Genomic DNA, 20,951 nt, shown 5'->3' with positions numbered 1-20,951 from the left:
CGCGGTTGGCGCTCAGTTGCCGGCGATCTTCTCGTCCGTCCGCACCGGGCTCGGCGGCAGCGCGAGCGACTCGAGCGGCGGCGGGCGGTGCGGATCGAAGCCGGCGAAGTCGGGCGCGAGGTGCGCGGCGAGGGCCGGGACCTGCACGCGGATCGCGTCGGCGACCGAGGCGGCGAGCACGTAGGCGCCGTAGGAATTGTGGTGCGTGGCGTCCTTGCCGCCGTCGTTGAAGGCGAGCAGGGCGCGCTGCGGGCCGAGGGCTTCGTAGAACGCGGCGCTGGCGGCGCGCAGGTCGAGGCAGGGAATGTTTTCCTCCGCGGCGACTTCGCGCACGACGGCGGGATAGTCGCCGTGGGTGCTGTGGATTTTGCCGTCGGACGCGAAGGTGCGGCGCTCGGGCGAGGTGACGAGGACCGGCTGCACGCCGCGGAGCTTCGCTTCGGCAATGAAGCTCTCCAGGTAGGCGCGATAGGTGGTGTGGGCCTCGGCGTAGGTCTGCGGCCAGTTGGCCTTCTGGTCGTTGTGGCCGAACTGGATCAGCATCCAGTCGCCGCGGCGCACGAGGCTGAGGACCTTGGCGAGGCGGTGCTCGGCAAGGAAGGATTTCAGGGTCTCGCCCGACTCGGCGTGATTCGCGATCGCGATGTCGGCGCGGAAGAAGCGCGGCAGCATCTGGCCCCAGCTGGCGGCGGGATCGGAGCGCTGGTCGGTGACGGTGGAATCGCCGAGCAGGAACACCGTCGGCACGTCGACCGGCTCGATCCGGATCGAGCGCACGCGCGGCGCGGGGCCGTTGAACTCGAGGGTGAGCTTGTCGTCCCAGGTGAACGAGCCTTGTTCGCGCGGCTTCAGCGCCACCGTGTCCGCGCCGGGCGCGTTGGCCGGCGGCGGCGGGAGCGCGGCACGGCGGACGTTGACGATGAAGCTGCGCTCCGCGAATGCGCCGGCGGCTGTGCGCACGGTCTCAAGCATCAGCCGGCGCGACTCGGCGCGCACCAGCGTCGCGGCCGGCGCGGCGGCGTCGCCGAGGACGACGGTGACGCGGTAGTTGCCCTCGGGCGCGGCGACGGAGAAGTAGAACGGCGCGTCGCCTTGCGGCCGCGTGCCGAGGTCGAAACCGGCGCCGGCGGCGGCGGCGAAGGCGCCCAGCTTCGCCGGCGGCGTGAGGTCGAAGGTGCGTGCGGCGAACGCGGGAGCGGCGCGGCCCGGGACGGCGATGCCGAGCGCGAGACCGGCGAGGACGCGGAGGGAGGTGCGCATGTCAGACGAACTCGCTGAGGCGCTGCGCGCCGGGCCGGAGCGGGACGAGGTCGGTGATGACGACCGGCGCGCCGGTCTGGATCGAACGGTTGGCGGCGATGCCGACGAGAATGGAGGCCGCGCCCTGTTCGTGGCCGGCGGAGCGGTGCCACGGGTCGGCGGGCGGAGCGGGGAGAAGAGCTGTTCGGTCATGACTTCGTCGGCGCCGCCGTGCGGGCCGGTGGCGGGCGGCATCGGGACGAGGTAGCTGGGCTTGAAATGCGGGAAGACGCGGATCCACTCGCCCTCGGCTTCGGCGCTGCCGTGCTGCTCGAGCTTGAACTCGGAGCTGACGACGGCGCGGTTCATGTGCGAGCCGATGAACTCGTGGTATTCGAGGCGGCCGCGGTCGCCGTTGAAGGTGACGCGCATGCCCTCGCGCGGGCTGTAGGCGACGAGCGAGTAGTTGAGCACCTGGCCCGTGCGATAGCGGACGAGGGCGTTCATCTGGTCGTAGATGTCGATGCCGTCGCGGAAGACGTTTTGGTCGCGCAGGTAGCCGGTGTCCTTCTCCGCGTCGAGGTAGAGTTTCCGGAAGCTCTCGCTCTCGCGCAGGTCGAGCTTGAAGGGATCATCGCCCGTCTCCGCGCCGGTGTAGCGCGGGTAGCGCGTCCAGCGCTCGTCGCCGCGCGCGAGGGCGTTCTGCTTGCCGTAGTAGACGAGCGCGCCGTGGGCGAAGACCTGGGCGGGGATGGCGTCGAGCCACCAGTTCACGAGGTCGAAGTGGTGGGTGGACTTGTGGACGAGCAGGCCGCCGGACTGCGCCAGGTGCGAGTGCCAGCGGCGGAAGTAGTCGGCGCCGTGCGAGGTATCGAGGAGATACTCGAGGTTGACCGACTGCACGCGGCCGATGGTGCCGCCGGCGAGGAGCTCGCGGACCTTGGTGCGGAAGGGGCCCCAGCGGTAGTTGAAGGCCACGCGCACGCGGCGGCCACTCTCGCGCTGCGCGGCGAGGATGGCGGCGCATTTCTCGGCGTCGATCGTGAGCGGCTTTTCCGTGATGACGTCGCAGCCGGCGCGCAGGGCGCGGACGATGTAGTCGTGGTGCGTGGCGTCGACGGAGCAGACGATGACGATCTTCGGACGCGTGGCGCGCAGCATCTCGTCGAACTGCGCCGGGGCGAAGGTGGGGACGGGCGCGGCCGACCAGCGCGCGGCGATGAGCTCGTTGTAGTAGGCCATGCGCGTGGGGCTCGGGTCGAGGAAGGCGACGAGCTCGTTGTGCGCGCGGTATTTCGCGAAGACGGGCTCGACGAAGGAGAGGGCGCGGCCGCCGGTGCCGACGAGGGCGATGCGTTGGGGAGGCATGGGAACGGGGAGATTCGCCGAATGCGACGCGGGTCGCAAGGCGGAGCAAGGCTGGGGGCGCCCGGCGCGAAAGGCAGACGGGCGCACGACGGACAGTTTGAGTTCGCGCCGCGGGCGGCGGGGCCGCAGCTTCGCCCGATGGACAGAGGCGGCAGGCGTCAGGTCGGACTGTCAGGCGGCGGCGGCGTGGTCGCTGCCGGACGGGGCCGTAGTTTGGCCCCGCGCTGTTGCCCCGTATCCGAGCGAACCTCCGTTGGCCCGGTTTCGCCGCTCCGCCGCTTCACCCCACACATCTGATGATTTTCGGCAGCCTGCACTGGTTGGACATCGCGGTGGTCGCCGCCTATTTCGCGGCGGTCATCTACATCGGCCAGCGCGCCTCGAAGGCCACGAAGAGCGAGGAGGGCTTCTTCCTTGCCGGCCGCAAGCTCGGCAAGCTCTACCAGTTCTTCCTCTCGTTCGGCAACGCCACCGAGCCGCAGGGCGCGGTGAGCACGGCGAGCCTCGTGTTCCAGCGCGGCGTGGCGGGCGTCTGGTTCTCGTTCCAGACGGTGTTCATGAACCCGTATTTCTGGTTCATGAACGTGTGGTTCCGGCGCGTGCGGTTGATGACGGTGGCGGACCTGTTCGAGGACCGCTTCGACAGCCGCGGCCTGAGCCGGCTCTACACCCTGAGCCAGATCGCGGTCGCGTGCGTGTTCCTCGGCTTCGCCAATTTCGTGGCCTACAAGATCGCCTCCTCGCTGGTGGTGAAGCCGCCCGTGACCTGGACCGCGGAGGAGCGCGCGTCGGTGCGGGCCTATGAGGAGATGAAGCGGCTCGACCGCGCCGCGCCCGCCGGCCAGCTCACCGCCGAGGAGGTGCGCACGTTGGGCGACCTGCGCGACCGCTACGCGCGCGGCGAGCTGCACAGCTACATCACGCTGCTGAAGCCGTTCCCGTTCTACCTCGCCTTCACGGCCATCGTCGGCGCCTACATCGTGCTCGGCGGCATGTCGGCCGCGGCGGTGAACGAGGGCCTGCAGAGCGTGCTGATCATCGTCTTTTCGATCCTGCTCATTCCCACCGGCCTCGCCTCCATCGGCGGCTGGGGGCAGCTGGCGCACAAGGTGCCGAAGGACATGATGGACCTTTTCGCCGGGCAGGGGACGTCCGGCTGGTTCATCCTGGCGGTGCTGCTGCCGAGCCTCGTGCAGATGCACGCGCTCAGCCACAACATGACGATCTTCGGCTCGGCCAAGAACGAGTTCGCGGCGCGCTTCGGCGTGTCCGGCAACTACCTCAAGCGCTTCATGATCATCCTCTGGGCGTTCGCCGGCCTGGTCGCGATCGCGATGTTCGGCGTCGGCGGGCTGGCCGATCCGGACATGACCTGGGGCGTGATGTCGAACCGCCTGCTCGGCCCCGGCCTCGCCGGACTGATGCTCGCCGGCGTGCTCGCGGGCACGATGTCGACCCTCGCCGCCAAGGCCCTCGCCATCTCCTCGCTCTTCGTCCGTAATTTCTACCGCCATATCCGTCCCGACGCCTCGGCCGAGAGCGCGCTGAAGGCCGCCCGCTGGACGGTGATCGCCGTGCTCGCGCTCGGTGTGATCTCCGCGCTGCTGATGGACAACCTCCAGGCGGTCGTCGTGCTCGTGCTCACGGTGAACGTGCCGTTCGGCGCCGCCGTGCTGCTGATCTTCTTCTGGCGCCGTCTGACGTCGCCTGCGGTCTGGGCCTCCGTGATCCTGAGTTCGCTGGTCATCCTCTTCATCCCGCTGACGGCCGATTACGTGCCCGCTCTCCGCCAGAGCCCGGCGCTCACGATCTCGGTGCCGGATGCCGCGGGGCAGCCCGTCGCGGTCTACTGGAAACAGCTGGTCCGCATCGATCCGACCAACCCGGCCAGTGCGCTGGAGGGCCGCGGTCGCTTCAATGTCGAGTGCTGGCTGCTCGACCGCGTCGGCTTCGGCACTTCCCGCTACACGCCGAATGGCCGCGAGACCGCGCAGTTCTTCGTCGATGGCCTCCTGCCGTTCCTCTTCCTGATCGTCTTCAGCTACGTGACGCGTCCGACCGAGAAGGCCCGCGTCGACCTCTTCTACGGCAAGATGAAGACGCCCGTCGGCGACACGCCGGAGGCGGAGGCCGAGGCGATGGAGCTCACCCGCCGCCAGCCGGGGCGTTTCGACCACACGAAACTCTTCGGGGCGAACTCGAGCTGGGAGTTCGCCAAGTGGGATCGGGTCGACGCCATCGGCTTCGTCATCTGCTGCGCCATCTCCGGCGGCATCATCGCCCTTTTCGCGTTCCTGCTTAAACTCGCTTCCGCTCGATGAGCGCCTCTCCTTCCTTTCGTGCCGCGATTGTCGGCATCTCCGGTTATGGACGGATCCACCTCGGACTCGCCCGCGAAGCGGCTGCCGACGGCCTGGCCCTGGCCGCCGCCGTCGTCATCAACCCGCAGGAGGAGCAGGAAAACCTGCGCCAGCTGCGGGCCGGGGGCTGCGCGATCTACTCCCATTACGAGGAGATGATGCGGCAGGAGTCCGGGCGGATCGATCTCTGCCTGATTCCCACCGGGATCGCCTGGCACACGCGCATGACCGTCGCGGCGCTCCGCGCCGGCATGAACGTGCTGGTGGAAAAACCCCTCGCCGCCTCGGTCGCCGAGGTCGAGGAGGTGCGGGCGGCGGCGGCCGCCGCCCGGCGCTTCGTGGCGGTCGGCTTCCAGGACATCTACGGCTCCAAGGCGCAGCACGTGAAGCGGCGCATCCTCGAGGGCGCGATCGGCCGCGTGACCTCGGTGCGGTTGCTCGGGCTCTGGCCGCGTCCCGCGAGCTACTTTTCGCGCAACAGCTGGGCCGGGCGGCTCCGCGCCGACGGCGCGCTGGTGCTCGATTCGCCGCTCAACAACGCCTTCGCGCACTTCGTCAACCTCGGCCTCTTCTTCGCCGGCCGCGAGTTCGGCGTGGCGGCGCAGGCGCGCAACGTCGAGGCCGTGCTGTGGCGCACCAATCCGATCGAGAGCTTCGACACCGGCGTGGTGCGCGCGGACACGACCGACGGCGTGCAGCTCTGGTTCGGCGTCACCCATGCCTCGCTGGCGAACCGCGAGCCGGAGATCGTCATCGAGGGCGAGCGCGGGCAGATCGTTTGGCGCCATGAGCGCGAGTGCATCCTCACGCCGGCGACCGGCGCCCCGGAGCACCTCGTGCTGCCGGACACGGGCGTCACGCGCACCGAGATGATGAAGGCGGTCCTGCGCCGCCTGAGCGATCCCCAGGCTTTCGTCTGCACGCCGGAGATCGCGCTGCGGCAGACCGAGCTCGTCGCCCGCGTGCACGAGGTCGGCGAGATTGTCCCGGCCCCGGGGGCGTCGAGAGCCGGCCGCGGCAGGGCGGCGGGGAGCCGATGCTCTGTTCGCCGGGTCTCGAGGACATCCTGCAGCGCGCGTTCCACGATCGGTCGTTGCCCACGGCGGTGCGGGCGTGATCTCTTTCCGGCCATGATCCGCAAAGCCTTCGTGATGTCCGTCCACGCCGGCCAGGAGGCCGAATACGCCCGCCGGCACCAGCCCATCTGGCCCGAGCTCGAGGCCGTGCTGAAGCGGCACGGCGTGCACAATTACTCCATCTTCCTCGACCCGGAAACGCGCCAGCTGTTCGGCTGCGTCGAGATCGAGGACGAGGCGCGCTGGGCGGCGATCGCCCAGACCCCGGAGTGCCGGAAATGGTGGGCGCACATGCGCGACCTCATGCCCAGCCACCCGGACAACAGCCCGGTCTCGCGCGAGCTGAAGCAGGTCTTCCACCTCGACTGAGCGAGCGCGAGCGCCGGGAAAGGCAACGGCGCCCCGCGCGGTCATTTCCCGTCGAGCAGGGCGGCGAGCCGGGCGGAGAAGTTGGCGTAGGAGAACTGCGCCACGCGCGCGGCGATGGCGGCGGGGTTCCGCGGATGCCGCACGAGGTTGCCGACGGCGAGCGCGATCTGCTCGGTGTTGCCGTATTCCACCAGCGCGCCGACCTGGTCGTCGACCACCTCGGGCGCGCCGCCGGCGCGGGCGGCGAGGCACGGCTTGCCGTAGCTCATGGCCTCGAGGTAGACGAGGCCGAAGCCTTCCTTGCGGCTGGGCAGCGCGAAGAGATCGCAGCTCTGGTATTCCTCGCGCAGGACGCCGTCGTCGACGAGGCCGAGGAAGCGCACCGCCTCGCCGAGGGCGCGGTCGCGGGCGAGCTTTTCCAGGTGCGGGCGCGCGTCGCCGCCGCCGACGATGCGGAGCTGCGCGCCGGGAAACTGGCGGAGGATGGCGGGCATCGCCTCGATCATCAGGTCCACGCCCTTGTAAGGATCCGAGTTGACCAGCCGGGAGACGACGAGGATGCGCGGATGCAGGCCCGCGGCGGTCGCGGGCGCGGACCCGGCGCGGAAGCCCGGGTCGAAGGTGTTCGGCAGCACGACGAGGCGCTCGGGGGCAAGCGAGGTGTCGAAGCGGAGCATCTGCCGGCGGGTGTATTCGCTGACGCAGAAGATCCGGCGTGCGCCGCGCAGGGCGGCGCGCTCGAGCAGCGAGTAGGGGCGCCAGACCTCGATGCCGTGGGCGACGAGGTAGTAGTCGAGGCGCGGGTTGATGATCCGGGCGAGGCGCGCGACGATCAGGTGGTGCAGGTGGCCGCAGACGAGGCGGCGGCAGCCGAGGCTGCGCAGCAGCACGATGAAGAGGAAGCCGACGCGGCTGCGCTCGCAGTTGTCGATCCGCGCTTGCTGCGGCCCGAGCAGCAGGCGCACGCGCGCCGAGGTGTCGCCGCTGTCCATCAGCGCGACGCAGCCGATCCGGTCGTCTGGCGCCGCTTGCTCGCAGAGCGAGCGGAGGTAGAGCCGCATGATGCGGGCGATGCCGCCCTCGGCGTTGAAGAGGTCGGGACAGATCAGCAGGGTCTTCACGCGCGTTCCTCCGGGCGGTTGGCGAAGGCGATGAGGATGGCCAGCGTCCACACGCGGCCCCAGTTGTGGTTGTCGCGCCCGCGGTCGAAGGCGGTCCACTCGCGCTGCGAGGCGGCGGGATCCAGCCAGGGGCAGCGGGCGAGCGAGGCATCGGAGAAGGTCTCGGCGAGGAACGGGCGCAGCTCGCGGCGCATCCACAGCGGGAAGGGAAGGGTGAACCCACGCTTGCGGCGCGTGCGGATCTCCGCCGGCACGCAGTCGGCCACGGCGTCGGCCAGCGCGGCCTTCGGCCGCGCGGCGTTGAAGCGGAACTCGCGGGGCTGGTTCCACCACCACTCGACCAGGGCGCGGTCGACAAAGGGCACGCGCAGCTCGAGGGAATTGGCCATGCTGAAGACGTCGCTGTCGCGCAGGAGCACGTCGGACATGTAGGTGCGCATCTCCCAGGCGCTGACGATCTGGATCGGATCGGCGCCGATCAGCTCGAAGACAAAGTCGTCGAGCATGGGATGGGTGGAGCCCTGCCGCTCGGCCAGGCGGCGGGCCTCGGGGGCGAGCAGGTCGAGCCGCGCCGACTCGGAGAGCACGCGCCGGCGCAGCGCGCACAACTCGTGGAGGTCGCGCGCGGAGTTGAGGAAGTCGGCGAGCTTGCGGGCGCGGGCGCCGCGCCGGCGGAGCAGCTGGACGATCTGCAGCCGGAAGCGGCCCGGCACCTGGCGCCACAGCGGAATCCAGCGCGCCAGGCGCGGCATGTCGAGGAACGACGGGTAACCGCCGAACAGCTCGTCGCCGCCGAGGCCGGAGAGCGCCACCTTCACGCCGCCGGCGCGCGCGGCCCGGCTGACGTAGTAGGTGTTGATGCCGTCGCCGGTCGGCTGGTCGAATTGCGCGAGGATCCGCGGCATTTCCGCCGCGACGCGCTCGCCGGTGAGGACCTCCTCGTGGTGCTCGGCGCCGATGGCCCGCGCGGCCAGGCGCGCCTGCGCGGCCTCGGAATACTCGGCCTCGTTGAAGACGAGGGAGAAGGTCTTCAGCGGTCCCGCGCCGGTCCGCGACATCAGCGCGGCGACGGCGGTGGAATCGAGGCCGCCAGAGAGGAAGGCGCCGACCGGCACGTCGGCGAGGCGGTGGGCGCGGATGGTGTCCTCGAGCTGGGCGCGCAGCTCGCAGGTGAAGGTGGCTTGGTCCTTGCGCGGGGCGACGCGGGTGGCGGCGGGAAGCCGCCACCATTTCTGCACGCGGCACTGGCCGGCGCGGTCCACCGAAAGGGCGTGGCCGGGAGGGAGGTTGGCAATGCCGCGGTAGATCGTGCGCGGCGCCGGCACGGCGAACCAGGCGAGGAAGTCGCCGACGGCGACCGGGTCGATCTCGCGGCTGATCAGGCCGCTGGCGAGGAGCGCGTTGAGCTCCGAGGCGAACACGAAGGTGTCGTCGCCGCGCGGCGCGTAGTAGAGGGGCTTGATGCCGAGCGCGTCGCGCGCGGCGAAAAGCCGCTGCGCGGACCGGTCCCACACGGCGAAGGCGAACATGCCGCGCAGGTGCTGCACGCAGTCGTCGCCCCAGCGGGTGTAGGCGGCGAGCAGCACCTCGGTGTCGCACTCGGTGTGGAAGACCGCCCCGCCGCCGGCCAGCCGGGCCCGCAGCTCGCGGAAGTTGTAGATCGCGCCGTTGAAGATCAGGTGGAAGCGGCCGTCCGCGCTGACCATCGGCTGGTGACCGTGCGCCGGGTCGAAGATGGCGAGGCGGCACATGCCGAGGGTGGCCGGGCCGTCGGAAACGTAGCCGTCGTCGTCCGGTCCGCGCGGCCGCTCGCGCGCGACCATGCGCCGAACGGCGTCCTCACGCCGCCGATCATCCAGGCCCAGGCTGATGACTCCGGCGATACCGCACATTTTTTCGAGAACACCAGAGAGCGGCCGTGGGACAAGGCCAATCCGGCGGCGGCGGCCGGCCCAGCGGGGACGCCGGCTACCGGCGCGATCGCGGCCGGAATCTGCCGCGGAAAAGGAATTTTGAACGAAACCGGCCCCGGCGCATCAAACCCCCCATGCCTTATTACCTCACCGTGTGGTTTTTTCTCGCAGCCTTGGCGGTGCTGGTGTGGGTGGTGATCGGCGATTGCGAGAAATCGGGCAAGTAAGCGCCATGGCCGCGGCGGCGGCCGGATGCAGCGGGCAAGGAACGCCGCATAAAGGACACGCGGTGCGTGTCGCGCCCCGCGGGGATTGCTAGGATCAGGGCAGGCTGCGCTGCACGCTTGGATGGCAGGGGATGATAGCCCCTTGGGTTCGATCCCCGACGCGGCCTCCACTTTCTTCCGGCCGCCTGACGGCGGGCGTCAGTTGCGGGCGCAGCCCGTTCCGGACGCGCAGGGGTGTTGTGCGCACCCCGCCGTGCCACCGGGGCAGGTCGGTCGCGCGGCCGTGCAGTCACCCGGACACGACGTGACCGCCAGGTGCGGCGGCATCTCCGCGTGGGCGCGAACCGCGTATTGCATGGTCAGGAGCGGCACCGCGGCCATCAGGCCGAAGCCGAGCGCGGCGGTGAGGATCTTGGCGAGCAGGGAGGGCGATGCGGAGTTCATGGCGGGAGAGACGCGCCCATCATAGCGCAACCTCCGGAAACGGGATGCGCGGCCTTTGCGGGACCCTTCGCGGCGGTTGTCGCCGGAAACCGCCCCTCGCGACGCTAGGCGCGGCTCGCGAACGGCAGGCGCACGCGCTGGAGCAGCACGAACACCAGCAGGAGCGCGCCGACGACGATGCGCATCCACCAGGAACTCAGGCGGCCGTCGAAGAGGATCGCGGCCTGGATCGTGCCGAAGATCAGGACGCCCAGCACCGTCCCGAAGACGTGACCGCGTCCGCCGCGGAGCAGGGTGCCGCCGATGACGACGACGGCGATGGCGTCGAGCTCGAGGCCGACGCCCATGCTCGGGTTGCCCGAGCCGGTGTAGAGCGTGGCCACGACGCCGGCCAGCGCGGCGCAGCCGCCGTTCAGCGCGTAGACGGCGACGCGCGCGGCGCCGACGGGCAGGCCCATGAGCGTGGCGGATTGTTCGCTGCCGCCGATGGCGAAGAGGGTGCGGCCGAAGCGCGTGTGGTGTCCGAGCACGTAGCCGGCGATCATCACCGCCGCGGCGATCAACACCGTCGACGGCAGGCCGACCGGCCCGAGCGTCAGCTCGAACGCCGCCAGGCCGTCATACCACGGATGGGCGATGCCGACCGACTCGGTGTTCAGCCAGAACGCCGCGCCGCGCAGGAAGAACATGCCCGCGAGGGTGACGAGGAACGCCGGCAACTTGAAGAGCTGCATCAGCAGTCCCATGCCCGCGCCGAAAAGCAGCCCGATCGCGATCGCGGCGGTCCAGGCCAGCCACGGTGCGACGCCGTGCGCGCCGATGAGGGTGGCGGTGAAGATCGAGGCGAAGCCGATGGCCGAGCCGACGGAGAGGTCGATGCCGCCCGCGAGGATGACGAGCGTCATGCCGATCGCCGTGATGGCGAGAAACGCATTGTCCGCCACGAGGTTCACCGCGAGGCGCGTCGAGCAGAAGCCGTCGTAGAGGCACGAGGCCGCGGCGAAGAGCGCGACAAAGATCAGCGCGGTGATGCACAGAGGCGAGGCCAGCAGGCGCTGGAGGCGGGCGGAATTCACGCGGCACCTCCGGGGCGGCGCAGGATGGTCCGGAGGCGCGCGCGCAGTTCCTCGGACTGGATCAGGCACACCGCGACGATGACGACCGCCTTCGGCACCGGGGCGATCGCGGGCGGCACGCCGCGGTAATACATCGTCGTGGCCAGCGTCTGGATGAGCACGCTGCCGAGGAACGTGCCGAGCAGCGTGAAGCGGCCGCCGGTGAGCGCGGTGCCGCCGACGACCACGGCGAAGATGGCGTCGAGCTCGGCGTTTTCCCCGGCGCGGTTGGCGTCGGCCGCGCGGATGTTTGCCGCGGTCAGCACGCCGGCGAAGCCCGCGCACAGTCCGGAGAAGACGTAGGCCAGCGCCTTGATCCGCGCGGCGGAAAGCCCGACGAAGCGGCTGGCGGTCTCGTTGTCGCCCACCGCCTCGATGAAGAGTCCCGCCGCGGTCCGGCGCAGCAGCAGGTGCGTGGCGAGGAACGCGGCGGCGACGAGCAGGGGCGCGACCGGCAGGCCGAGGAGGTAGCCGTTGGCGAGGAATTCGAAGCCGGCGTGCGAGAAGATGATCACCTGGCCGCCGGAGATGAGCTGGGCGATGCCGCGGCCGGCAACCATGAGAATGAGCGTGGCGACGATCGGCTGCAGGCCGAGGCGGGCCACGAGCAGGCCGTTGACACCGCCGGCGAGCGCGCCGACGCCGAGCGCGGCGGCGAGCGTGACGACGAGGCCGCCGCCCTGGCCGAGCACGAGCGCGCAGACGGCGCCGGCGATGGCGACCACGGATCCGACCGAGAGGTCGACGCCACCGGTGGCGATCACGAGCGTCATGCCCAGCGCGAGCAGCGTCGTGCGCGAGCCCTGGAGCAGGATGTCGACCGGCACGCCGTAGATGTGGCCGTCGCGCCAGCCGAGCTTCAGGAACGCCGGGTCGGCGAACAGGTTGACCGCCAGCAGCGCGACGATGCCGGCCAGCAGCCAGGCGTGGTGGCGCAGGGGCGAGCGGGCGGCGCGGGCGGGGGCGTCACTCATGGCCGGACATGACGCGCATGAGCCTAGCGGTCGTGAGGTCGGCGCCGGCCGGCACCTCGCCGGCGAGGCGGCGCTCGCGCATGACGAGGACGCGGCCGCAGGTGCGCACGATCGATTCGATCTCGGAGGAGATGAGCAGGACAGAAAGGCCTTGCGCGCGCAGCTGCTCGACGAGGGCCTCGATCTCGGCCTTGGCGCCCACGTCGATGCCGCGGGTCGGCTCGTCGAGGATGATCAGTTCGGGCCGGGTGGCGAGCCACCGCGCGAGCAGCACCTTCTGCTGGTTGCCGCCGGAGAGGTTGCGGATCGGCGTCTCGGCGTCGGCCGTCTTGATGCGCAGGGCGGCGATGTAGTGCGCGCAGAGCTTCTCCTGCTCGGCGCGGCTGAGGGTGCGCCAGAGGCCCTGTTTCGCCTGGAGGGCGACGATGAGATTCTCGCGCACGGAAAGGTTGGGCAGGATGCCCTCGGTCTTGCGGTCCTCGGAGCAGAAGGCGAAGCCGAGCCGCACGGCGTCGCGCGGGCTCGCGATGCGGACGGGCGCACCGTCGCGGCGGAGGGTGCCGGCGTCCGGCGCATCGATGCCGAAGAGCAGGCGCGCGGTCTCGGTGCGGCCGGAGCCGAGCAGGCCGGCCAGGCCGGTGACTTCGCCGCGGTGCAGCGAGAAGCTGACGGGCTGGACGGCGCCGCGGCGGGCGAGGCCGGAGGCGTCGAGCAGCGGGGCGCCGGTCGCGGCCGCGGCGGCGGGCGCGTCGGTGCGGCCGGCCTCGTCCTTCACCTCGTGGCCGAGCATGGCGCTGACCAGCTGGAGTTGGGGCAGGGCGGTGGCGGCGTAGTCGCCGACGAGCTGGCCGTTGCGGAGGACGGTGATGCGGTCGCTGACGGCATAGACCTGGTCGAGGAAGTGGGTGACGAAGACGATGCCGAGGCCCTGGGTGCGGAGCTGCCGCATGATGGCGAACAGTTCCGCGACCTCCTTGTCGTCGAGGCTGGCGGTCGGCTCGTCGAGGACGAGCAGCCGGGCCTGCAGGTCGAGGGCGCGGGCGATGGCGACCATCTGCTGGAGCGCGACGGAGAGCGAACCGAGTTCGACGTCGACGTCGCACTCGATCTCGAGCCGGGCGAGGGCGGCGCGGGCGTGGCGGCGCAGCGCGCGCCAGTGGATGAAGCCGAAGCGTCCGGGCTGGCGGCCGAGGCCGATGTTCTCGGCCACCGAGAGCGACGGTATCAGGTTCACCTCCTGATAGACCGTGCTGATGCCCGCGGCTTCGGCGTCCTTGGGCGAGGCCGGGGCGAGTCGCCGGCCGGCGAGCGCGATCGTGCCCTCGTCGGGCGCGTGGACGCCGGTGAGGACCTTGATCAGGGTGGACTTGCCCGCGCCGTTCTCGCCCATCAGGGCGTGGATTTCGCCGGCACGCACCGTGAAGTCCACGCCGCTCAGCGCGGTCACGCCGCGGAAGCGTTTGGTGATGCCTCGGAGCTGGAGCAGCGGCGTGTCGGACACGGCCGGCGTCAGTATTGCCGCGTCGGGAGGGCGGCCGCGGCGTTGGCCGCGTCGAAGAGCTCGTCCTTGTTGAAGGACTTCTTCGGCACCGTCTCGCCGGCGAGGATCTTGGCGACGGTGTCGTAGACCTTGGGGCCGAAGAGCGGGTTGCACTCGACCGTGCAGTTGAGGCGGCCATCGGCGACCGCCTTCACGGCCTCGCGGATGGCGTCGATGCTGACGATGACGAGGTCCTTGCCGGGCTTGAGGCCGGCCTCCTCGATCGCCTGCGCGGCGCCGAGGGCCATGTCGTCGTTGTGCGCATAGACGATCTGGATGGCGGAGCCGTGCTTCTTGAGGAAGGCCTCCATCACCTGCTTGCCGCCGCTGCGCTCGAAGTTGCCGCTCTGGGAATCGATGATCCTGAGGTCGGGGTGGTCCTTGAGCGCGTCGGCGAAGGCCTTGCGGCGCTCGTTGGCGGGGGCGGAGCCGGGCGTGCCCTGGAGCTCGACGATGGTGCCCTTGCCGCCGGTGTGCTTCGCCAGCCAGTCGGCCGCCATGCGGCCTTCCTCGTAGAAATCGGAGCCGATGAAGCAGGCGAAGAGCGACTCGTCGGCGGTGGCGATGGTGCGGTCGGTGAGGATGACGGGAATCTTGGCGCGCTTGGCCTCGCGCAGCACGGGATCCCAGCCGGTCTCGACGATCGGGGCGATCACGATGGCGTCGACGCCCTGGGTGATGAACGAGCGCACGGCGCGGATCTGGTTCTCCTGCTTGCCCTGGGCGTCGGAGAACTTGAGCTCGATGCCGCGCTTGGCCGCCTCGGCCTTCATCGACTCGGAGTTGGCGGTGCGCCACGCGCTCTCCGCGCCGGTCTGGGCGAAGCCGATGCGGAGGGGCTTGGCCAGGAGGACGAGCGGCAGCGCCAGCGCGCCCGCGAGGAGGAGACGGAGGGATTTCATGGGGAGTGGGGTTGAAAGACCTGCTTCAAGAACGAGACGTTCGCAGTAAAGTTGGCGCGGACGTCGGTTGCACGCGCGGAATCCCTTGACCGTTCGATAACCAGCCAGCCGCGCCAGCCGATCGCGTCGAGCGTGCGCTTGATGGCGGGGAGGTCGACCTGCGGATCCTGCTCCAGCCAATGGCCGTCGGTGTTCGAGGCGTGGATCTGCACGATGCGGTCGCGGCCGAGCGCGCGGATCTCGGCGTGGATGTCGCGGCCGGGCTGGAGCGCGTTGGAGAAATTGAAGTAGCTCCGGACGGCGGGGCTGCCGATCTCGTCGAGCAACGCCGCCTCGGCCCGGGCATCGAGCGAGGTTTCGATGCCGATGACCACGCCGGCGGCCGCGGCGCGCTGGCCGACGGCGCGGAGGCGCTCGACCACGCGGGGGCGCAGGTCGGGGCGCTTGACGAGGTCGCACGGCACGCCGAGCGGCAGGAAGAGCACGCGGACGTCCAGCGCGACGGCGGTGTCGATCGCGTCCTGCACCATGCGCTCGACGCCGTCGCGCTCGGCAAAGGACTGGGCGTAGAAGCCGGACATCGCGATCGAGCTGAAACGCAGGTGGTGTTGCCGGGCGGCGGCGAGGAACTGCGCGCGCACGGCCGGATCGCCGAGCTTGCTGTCGAAGGTGGCGCGGTTGCCCAGCCCGCCCATGTCGACCTCGACGCCGTCGGCGCCGAGGTCGTGCGCGAGCGGGAACGCGCCGAGCTTCTGGCGCTTGAGGATCATCCAGTCGCACACGGCCACGGGGTAGCGGAGCTCGGCGGCGGGGGCGGCGGAGAAGGCCCCGTTGCACGCCAGGGCGAAACTCAGGACGAACAGGACCAGGACGGCCGGAGCGACGACCAGGGGCTTCATCGGACCGTGAGCGATTCGAGTTTCAGAGGGCTGGAAACGGGCGACACGACGACGGTGTAATCGCCGGCGTTCATGTCGACGCCGTCGAGGCGGACCTCGCGCGGCTCGGCGGCGGGCGGGAGACGCAGCAGGCGATGGTCGACGAGCGAGCCGTCGGCGGCGAGGACGCGGAACTCGAGGTCGCGGCTGTCGCCGGCGTTCGTGTAGCGCAGCGCGAAGTCGTGCGCGCCGCCGAGGCCGAGACGGACGGTCCACGCGAGTTCGCTGCCGGAGCGCGTCGCCGCGGTGGCGGGATAGGTCTGCGAGTTCGCGGTGCCGGAGTCGTCGGTGGCGGAAAGCGAGTTCGCGGCCGGGCGGGGACCCTTGGGCACGACGGCCGCGGCCGGTTTCAGCGAGAAGTCGCGTGTCGCGATCGCAATGGCGGAGACCACCGCCTGGTAGGACGCGACGCGCGGGAAGGAGACGACGAGCCGCCCCTGTGCGGCCGTGGCGTGGACGACCTTCTTCACGGCCGCGGCGTAGCCCGCCTCGGCCCAGAGGTCGACGTCGCGCAGGACGGTCGCGCCGTTGAGCGCGACATCGAAAAGCCGCCAGCCGCGCGCGCCGCCGCCCGCGCTTCCGCCCGGGGCGCCGCCGCCGCGGCCATACCACGGTTCCACGAAAAAGAGCTCGATGCGGTAGTCGCCCGGCGGGACGGCGAATTCGTAGCGGAGTTTCTCGCGGCCGTAGCGGAACGTCTGGAAGAGCGCCTCGTCGTGCGTGCCGCGCACCGGTTCATAAAAGTCGCGCTGGCTGCCGAAGCGTGGCGGGAGCGCCGGGTAGTCCGCGGCCCACGAGCGCGAGCCCCAGGCATCGCCGGGGGCGAGGTCGCGGTCGGCGAGCCAGGTCTGGCCGTGCGAGTCGACGAGGTCGGGGCCGCCGCAGTTGACGCGATAGAGGTAGTTCCAGCCCGGCTCGCCGGCGGTGGAAACGGTTTCCGGCCCCGTGAGCGCGGCGTGCTCGGCGGCGGGAACGGCGGGCAGATTTTTCAGGTAGATCGCGTCGCGCGCGACGGTTTTGCCGCCGATCCGGCCTTCGGCGTAGAGGACGTTGGTGGCGATCGCGACGTCGTCCCAGCGGAACGGCACGCCGGGGCCGCCTCGCTTGCGGACGCCGAGCGAGCGCGTGCCGGCGCCGTTGAACAGCTCGACCTCCTCGCAATTCGAGTAGACCTCGAGGCCGCGCTTCGCGCCGGGCGCATCCCAGCGATCGGGCCAGGTGTGCGAGACAATGCAAACCATCGGGTCGGTCGGCGGCGCGTAGCTGGCGCGGTAGAGGAAGAAAGCGTCGGTCGGCTCGCCCCAAAGCGTGAGCAGGCCCTTGTTGTTGGCGGGGCCGAGGCGGTCGAGCTCGGCCCAGCCGTCGCTGCCTTGCTGGCCCTTGGAGCCGATCGTGCGGCCGGGATTCTCGTGCGTCGCGAACAGCCAGTGGAAGTGTCCGGGCACCTGGCCGCGCACGGACTCGGCCAGGCGGATCTTGGTGGCGAGCAGCGCGTCGGCGCGCGATTCGCTGCGCGGGCCGTCGGCGGCGAAGCCGCCCTCGGTGTGCAGGCCGAGGCTGCGCCACGCGCCGTATTCGCCGACGAGGCGCTGGCGCTTCAGGTCGCCGGCGTATTCCTCCGGCTTGCCGCCGTAGGTGCCGGACCAGTTCTGCGGGACGTTCCAGTCGGTGCCCTTGCCGGCGTTGCAGGTGGTGACGAGGCGCTGCGACGGCGTCGTCGGATCGAGCTCGCGGATGAGGGCGACGCATTCGGCGGCGAAGTCGGCGGGGAGCTTGCTCTCGTTGGCGAGGCCCCAGAGGACGAGCGACGGGCTGTTGCGGCGCTCGCGCACCCACTCGCGCAGCAGCTGCTTGAAGTTCGCGCGGAACTCCGGCGTGTCGAACCACACCTGGGCGGCGAACTGCGGCCACCAGAGAAGACCGTCGCGATCCCAGTAATCCTGGTAACGGAGATTGTGCGGCTGGTGGGCGTCGCGGAAGGCGTTGAAGCCGGCGGCGCGGATCTGCGCGACGCGGGCGCGGATCTGCTCGGCGCTGAACGCGTGGCTGGCGCCGAGGTTGTGCTCGTATTCGCAGGTGCCGTTGATGAAGACCGGCTGGCCGTTGAGCAGGAACGGCGCGGGCAGCGGGGCGTCGGGGGCGGGCCAGTGGATGGTGCGGATGCCGAAGGGCGTGGTGAAGCGGTCGAGGGTGTGTCCCGACGAGTCGAGGACGGTCGTCTCGATCGTGTAGAGATACGGACGCTCAAGCGACCAGAGTTCGGGCCGCTCGGCGACGATCTCAGCGGTGACACGCCGCGGGCCGGAAAAGGCGGACGTCGGCCGGTCGACCTCCCGGACCGTTCGGCCGTCGGCATCGACGAGGCGGTGCCGGACGACGGCCGCAAGCGGCGGGCCGTCGTTTTGCAGCTCGGTCGCGACCTCGATCACCGCGCGGTGCGCGTCGATGTCGGTGCTCCACGCGTGCACGCCGAACGGCTCCACGCGCACGGCGTTTGTCGTGTAGAGCGTGACCGGGCGGAAGATGCCCATCGGCTGGCTGCCCTCGGAGAAGCCGGGGTGCTCGAGCAGCCGCCGCACACCCAGGGCAGGTCGGTGATCCCGGCGGGATGGTCTGCGCGGACGGCGAGGAGATTGGGCGCGTCGAAACGGACGAGGTTGGTGACGTCCAGCGTGAACGTCGTGCGGCCGCCCGCGTGCTTGCCGGCGAGCTTCCCGTTCACCCAGACGGTGGCGTAGGAGCCGACGCCCTCGAAAAACAGAAACACGCGGCGGTCGCGCTCGCTGGCGGGCACGTCGAAGCGGCGGCGATACCAGGCGTAGCCGTGGAGATTGCCGTGCACGAGGCGGCGCAGGCCGGCGTAGTCGTCCCAGTTGTGCGGCACGGCGACGGTCAGCCAGGCGTGGTCGTCGAACGCGGCCTGCTCGAAGCCGTCGAAGCGCGCGCGGTTCGTCTCGTCCATTGCCGTGCGCCAGCCGTCGTCCAGGGGCCACTCGCGGCGCGGTTGCGCGACAAGGGCGGTCGCGAGGCCCAGTGCAAGCGCGAGGACGGTCGTGCGCAGCAGGCTCACGGCTGGTCGAGCAGGCGGACGACGAGCGAGCCCTTCACCGGGCCGGTGACGTCGTGCGGCTGACCTTGCGGGCCGAGGTTCGAGGGCAGGGAGCCCTTGGTGCCGATCGCCGGGATGACCTGGTAGACGCCGAGGCCGAGGCGCGGGAGCGTGAGCACGGGGTTGTTCTTGCCGTCGCGCGGCGAGTAGGCGCCGACGTAGGGCGCGCCGCCGTCGTTGAGCAGCGCGAAACGGCCTTCGGTCGTCGTGAACGCCATCCACACCCAGCGGGCGAACCAGCCCTTGAACTCGGGCAGCTGCCAGGTGAGGCCGGGAATGGTGTCGTTGTATTCCGTGTCCCAACGCCAGAGCGAACCGCCCTTGAGCCGGTTGGCCCAGACGCGATACGGGCCGTCGCCGAACCACTCCTTGGACTGCATCCTTTCCTCGGGGTAGTCGAAATCGATGCCGAGGAGGTCGACCAGGCCGGGGCCGTCGAATTCGTAATCCAGCCGCACGTCGCCGTTCGGCGCGATGCTCCAGCGCGCGGCGCGCACGCCGGCGTCGTAAGTGGCGCTGACGACCGCGGAGGTGCCCTCCATCTTCGCCTGGAGGTTCACGAGCCGGCCGGACGCGGGCGCGACCGGCTGCAGCACGCGCTCGTGGCGGCGATAGGCGACGAGGCGGGGGCCATTGCCGAGCGACACGGGGTGCGCGTCGCGTTCGAGCGCGAGGAGGCGGCCGGTGGCGCGCGAGAATCGCACGGTGTTGCGGCCCGCGGTGACGACGATCTCCGCGCCGTCCTGCGCCAGCGTGACCGGGCTCTGCGTCTCCTGTGCGATGCCGATCGCCGCGGCGCCGGACTTCCAGCGCCAGGACCAGGTCCAGAGCTCGCGCTGGCGCGAGTCGGTCGCGGTGAGGAGCAGGGCGTCGGCTTCGCGCCAGTCGGCGGGGAGGGCGAGCTTGAGTTCGCCGTCGGCGCGCGCGGCGACGTCCGGGCCGGCGAGGCGGCCGAGGGCGAGCACGGTGCGGTGGAAGAGGGCGCGCCGGGCGGGGCGAACTTCATCAGGCGCCACTCGAAGGTGACGGTGGAGAGGTTGAGGAAATCGTAGCGGTTGCGCACCGGCAGCGCGCCGGCGAAGTCGGCGGGCAGCTCGCGCAGCGGGATCTGCACGGGCGACCAGATCTCGCGCACGGCGTAGAAGCTGCCTTCCTTCTCGTGGTGCGGTCCGAGCATGCCGTCGGGCGCGAGGTCGCGGCGCGCGTCGAGACGGTCGTTCTCGTCGGTGCGGGCGACGGCCTCGTCCACCCACGACCAGAGGAAGCCGCCGGCGGCGTGCGGCTTCTCGCTCATGAGCGGCCAGAAATCGTCGAGGCCGGCGCCGTGGCCGCCGTCGAAGAGGCCGTGGAGAAACTCGGTCGGCATGAAGATCTCGGGGCCGTCCGTGAACTTCGCGGTCTCGTCGTATTCGCGGTAGTGGCGGGTGTTCATGCCGCGGAAGGCAAACGGTGGCGACAAGGGCCCCGGGTGAAGAACCGGTCGTGACTGCGGGTCGTGTTTGGCGAATTCGTCGTCGTTTTCGGTGTTCCAGCCGCCCTCGTTGCCGTTGTCCCAGAAAAGAATGCTCGGGTGGTTCACGTCCCGCGCGACCATCTGCGCGATGAGGCGGCGGCCGGTCGGCGTGTCGTAGTGGCCCTGCCAGCCGCCGAGTTCGTCCAGCACGTAGAGGCCGGCCTCGTCGCAGAGGTCGAGGAACTCGGCGTCGGGCGGGTAGTGCGACATGCGGACGGCGTTCATGTTGGCCTCCTTCATCAGGCGGATGTCCTCGCGGTGCCGCTCGGGCGAGAGGGTGCGGCCGGTCTCGGGCCAGAAACTGTGGCGGTTGACGCCCTTGAGGACGATCCTGCGGCCGTTGAGGTAGAGGCCGTCGCCCCGACGGAGCTCGAAGGTGCGGAAGCCGAAGCGCTGGGTGAGGGTGTGGCCGGAGGGCGCGAAGGTGCCGGCGTGCAGGGTGACGTCGACGCGGTAGAGGTTGGGCGTCTCGGCGGTCCACGTCGCGGGCGAGGGATCTGCGCGCGCAGCGTGACCTGGTGGGCGCCGCTCGGCACGGCGGCGCGGAGCGGCGCGCCGACGGGGTCGCCGGCGAGGGTCTTCACCTGGGCAACGACTTCGTTGCCGGCGGGCAGGTTGCCGCCGAGGAAGACGTCCAGGCGGAACGCGCCGTCGGCCTTGGCGTCGATCGCGACCCGGTCGATGAACTGCGGCGGCAGCGCCTCGAGGCGCACGGGACGGAAGATGCCGCCGAAGTTCCAGTA

Annotated in this window: 15 protein-coding genes and 1 pseudogene; 3 read left to right on the top strand and 13 right to left on the bottom strand. The window is 70.8% G+C overall.

Annotated elements, in window-relative coordinates; translation table 11 throughout:
* Positions 1 to 12 precede the first annotated feature (12 nt).
* Positions 13 to 2,607: a Gfo/Idh/MocA family oxidoreductase gene (locus ACMYLB_RS13260; RefSeq protein WP_415907466.1), complete on the bottom strand. Its 2,595-nt coding sequence runs from the start codon at positions 2,605 to 2,607 to the stop codon at positions 13 to 15.
* Positions 2,608 to 2,903: 296 nt separating this feature from the next.
* Here ACMYLB_RS13260 and ACMYLB_RS13255 point away from each other — a divergent pair, with 296 nt between their 5' ends.
* The 3 genes and pseudogenes from ACMYLB_RS13255 to rhaM all read left to right on the top strand — a co-directional run bounded on the left by ACMYLB_RS13255 (position 2,904) and on the right by rhaM (position 6,412).
* Positions 2,904 to 4,928 carry a sodium:solute symporter family protein gene (locus ACMYLB_RS13255; RefSeq protein WP_415907465.1) on the top strand — a complete coding sequence of 675 codons (2,025 nt, stop codon included), beginning with the start codon at positions 2,904 to 2,906 and terminating at the stop codon, positions 4,926 to 4,928.
* Positions 4,925 to 5,683: pseudogene (locus ACMYLB_RS13250) on the top strand (Gfo/Idh/MocA family protein); the annotation flags it as partial. The gene ACMYLB_RS13255 and the pseudogene ACMYLB_RS13250, both read left to right, overlap by 4 nt.
* 414 nt (positions 5,684 to 6,097) lie before the next feature.
* Positions 6,098 to 6,412, top strand: coding sequence for an L-rhamnose mutarotase (gene rhaM / locus ACMYLB_RS13245; protein ID WP_415911082.1), 315 nt, complete (start codon positions 6,098 to 6,100; stop codon positions 6,410 to 6,412).
* Positions 6,413 to 6,453: 41 nt separating this feature from the next.
* Here rhaM and ACMYLB_RS13240 read toward each other — a convergent pair whose 3' ends face one another.
* From ACMYLB_RS13240 to ACMYLB_RS13185, 12 genes are all read right to left on the bottom strand, one after another.
* A complete protein-coding gene (locus tag ACMYLB_RS13240; protein ID WP_415907464.1) occupies positions 6,454 to 7,533 on the bottom strand; it encodes a glycosyltransferase family 4 protein in 1,080 nt (359 codons plus the stop codon).
* The gene (gene asnB, locus ACMYLB_RS13235; protein ID WP_415907463.1) at positions 7,530 to 9,425 is read right to left on the bottom strand and encodes an asparagine synthase (glutamine-hydrolyzing); all 1,896 of its coding nucleotides are present in this window, start codon (positions 9,423 to 9,425) and stop codon (positions 7,530 to 7,532) included. Before asnB ends, ACMYLB_RS13240 begins: the two co-directional genes overlap by 4 nt.
* Positions 9,426 to 9,871: 446 nt before the next feature.
* Positions 9,872 to 10,117 carry a hypothetical protein gene (locus tag ACMYLB_RS13230; RefSeq protein WP_415907462.1) on the bottom strand — a complete coding sequence of 82 codons (246 nt, stop codon included), beginning with the start codon at positions 10,115 to 10,117 and terminating at the stop codon, positions 9,872 to 9,874.
* A 104-nt stretch (positions 10,118 to 10,221) separates the two neighbouring features.
* Positions 10,222 to 11,193, bottom strand: a complete 972-nt coding sequence (gene yjfF / locus ACMYLB_RS13225; RefSeq protein WP_415907461.1) for a galactofuranose ABC transporter, permease protein YjfF — start codon at positions 11,191 to 11,193, stop codon at positions 10,222 to 10,224.
* The gene (locus ACMYLB_RS13220) at positions 11,190 to 12,206 is read right to left on the bottom strand and encodes an ABC transporter permease (RefSeq protein ID WP_415907460.1); all 1,017 of its coding nucleotides are present in this window, start codon (positions 12,204 to 12,206) and stop codon (positions 11,190 to 11,192) included. Before ACMYLB_RS13220 ends, yjfF begins: the two co-directional genes overlap by 4 nt.
* Entirely contained in the window at positions 12,199 to 13,707 is a 1,509-nt protein-coding gene (locus tag ACMYLB_RS13215; protein ID WP_415907459.1) for a sugar ABC transporter ATP-binding protein, read from the bottom strand. The genes ACMYLB_RS13220 and ACMYLB_RS13215 overlap by 8 nt, the downstream gene beginning before the upstream one ends.
* Before the next feature lie 8 nt (positions 13,708 to 13,715).
* Positions 13,716 to 14,648, bottom strand: a complete 933-nt coding sequence (locus ACMYLB_RS13210) for an ABC transporter substrate-binding protein (RefSeq protein WP_415907458.1) — start codon at positions 14,646 to 14,648, stop codon at positions 13,716 to 13,718.
* On the bottom strand, positions 14,645 to 15,547 hold the full coding sequence (locus ACMYLB_RS13205) for a sugar phosphate isomerase/epimerase family protein (protein WP_415907457.1): 903 nt from the start codon (positions 15,545 to 15,547) through the stop codon (positions 14,645 to 14,647). The genes ACMYLB_RS13210 and ACMYLB_RS13205 overlap by 4 nt, the downstream gene beginning before the upstream one ends.
* Positions 15,544 to 18,117, bottom strand: coding sequence for a malectin domain-containing carbohydrate-binding protein (locus tag ACMYLB_RS13200; RefSeq protein ID WP_415911081.1), 2,574 nt, complete (start codon positions 18,115 to 18,117; stop codon positions 15,544 to 15,546). The genes ACMYLB_RS13205 and ACMYLB_RS13200 overlap by 4 nt, the downstream gene beginning before the upstream one ends.
* Positions 18,012 to 18,656 (bottom strand): sugar-binding domain-containing protein, encoded by a 645-nt coding sequence (locus tag ACMYLB_RS13195; RefSeq protein ID WP_415907456.1) that lies wholly within the window; start codon positions 18,654 to 18,656, stop codon positions 18,012 to 18,014. The genes ACMYLB_RS13200 and ACMYLB_RS13195 overlap by 106 nt, the downstream gene beginning before the upstream one ends.
* Entirely contained in the window at positions 18,653 to 19,291 is a 639-nt protein-coding gene (locus tag ACMYLB_RS13190; protein WP_415911148.1) for a hypothetical protein, read from the bottom strand. The genes ACMYLB_RS13195 and ACMYLB_RS13190 overlap by 4 nt, the downstream gene beginning before the upstream one ends.
* On the bottom strand, positions 19,252 to 20,949 hold the full coding sequence (locus ACMYLB_RS13185) for a glycoside hydrolase family 2 TIM barrel-domain containing protein (protein WP_415911080.1): 1,698 nt from the start codon (positions 20,947 to 20,949) through the stop codon (positions 19,252 to 19,254). Before ACMYLB_RS13185 ends, ACMYLB_RS13190 begins: the two co-directional genes overlap by 40 nt.
* Positions 20,950 to 20,951 lie beyond the last annotated feature (2 nt).

Origin of the sequence: Oleiharenicola sp. Vm1, assembly GCF_047777955.1 — a bacterium.
GTDB lineage: Bacteria > Verrucomicrobiota > Verrucomicrobiia > Opitutales > Opitutaceae > Didemnitutus.
This window is presented reverse-complemented; position numbering and strand designations above follow the sequence as displayed.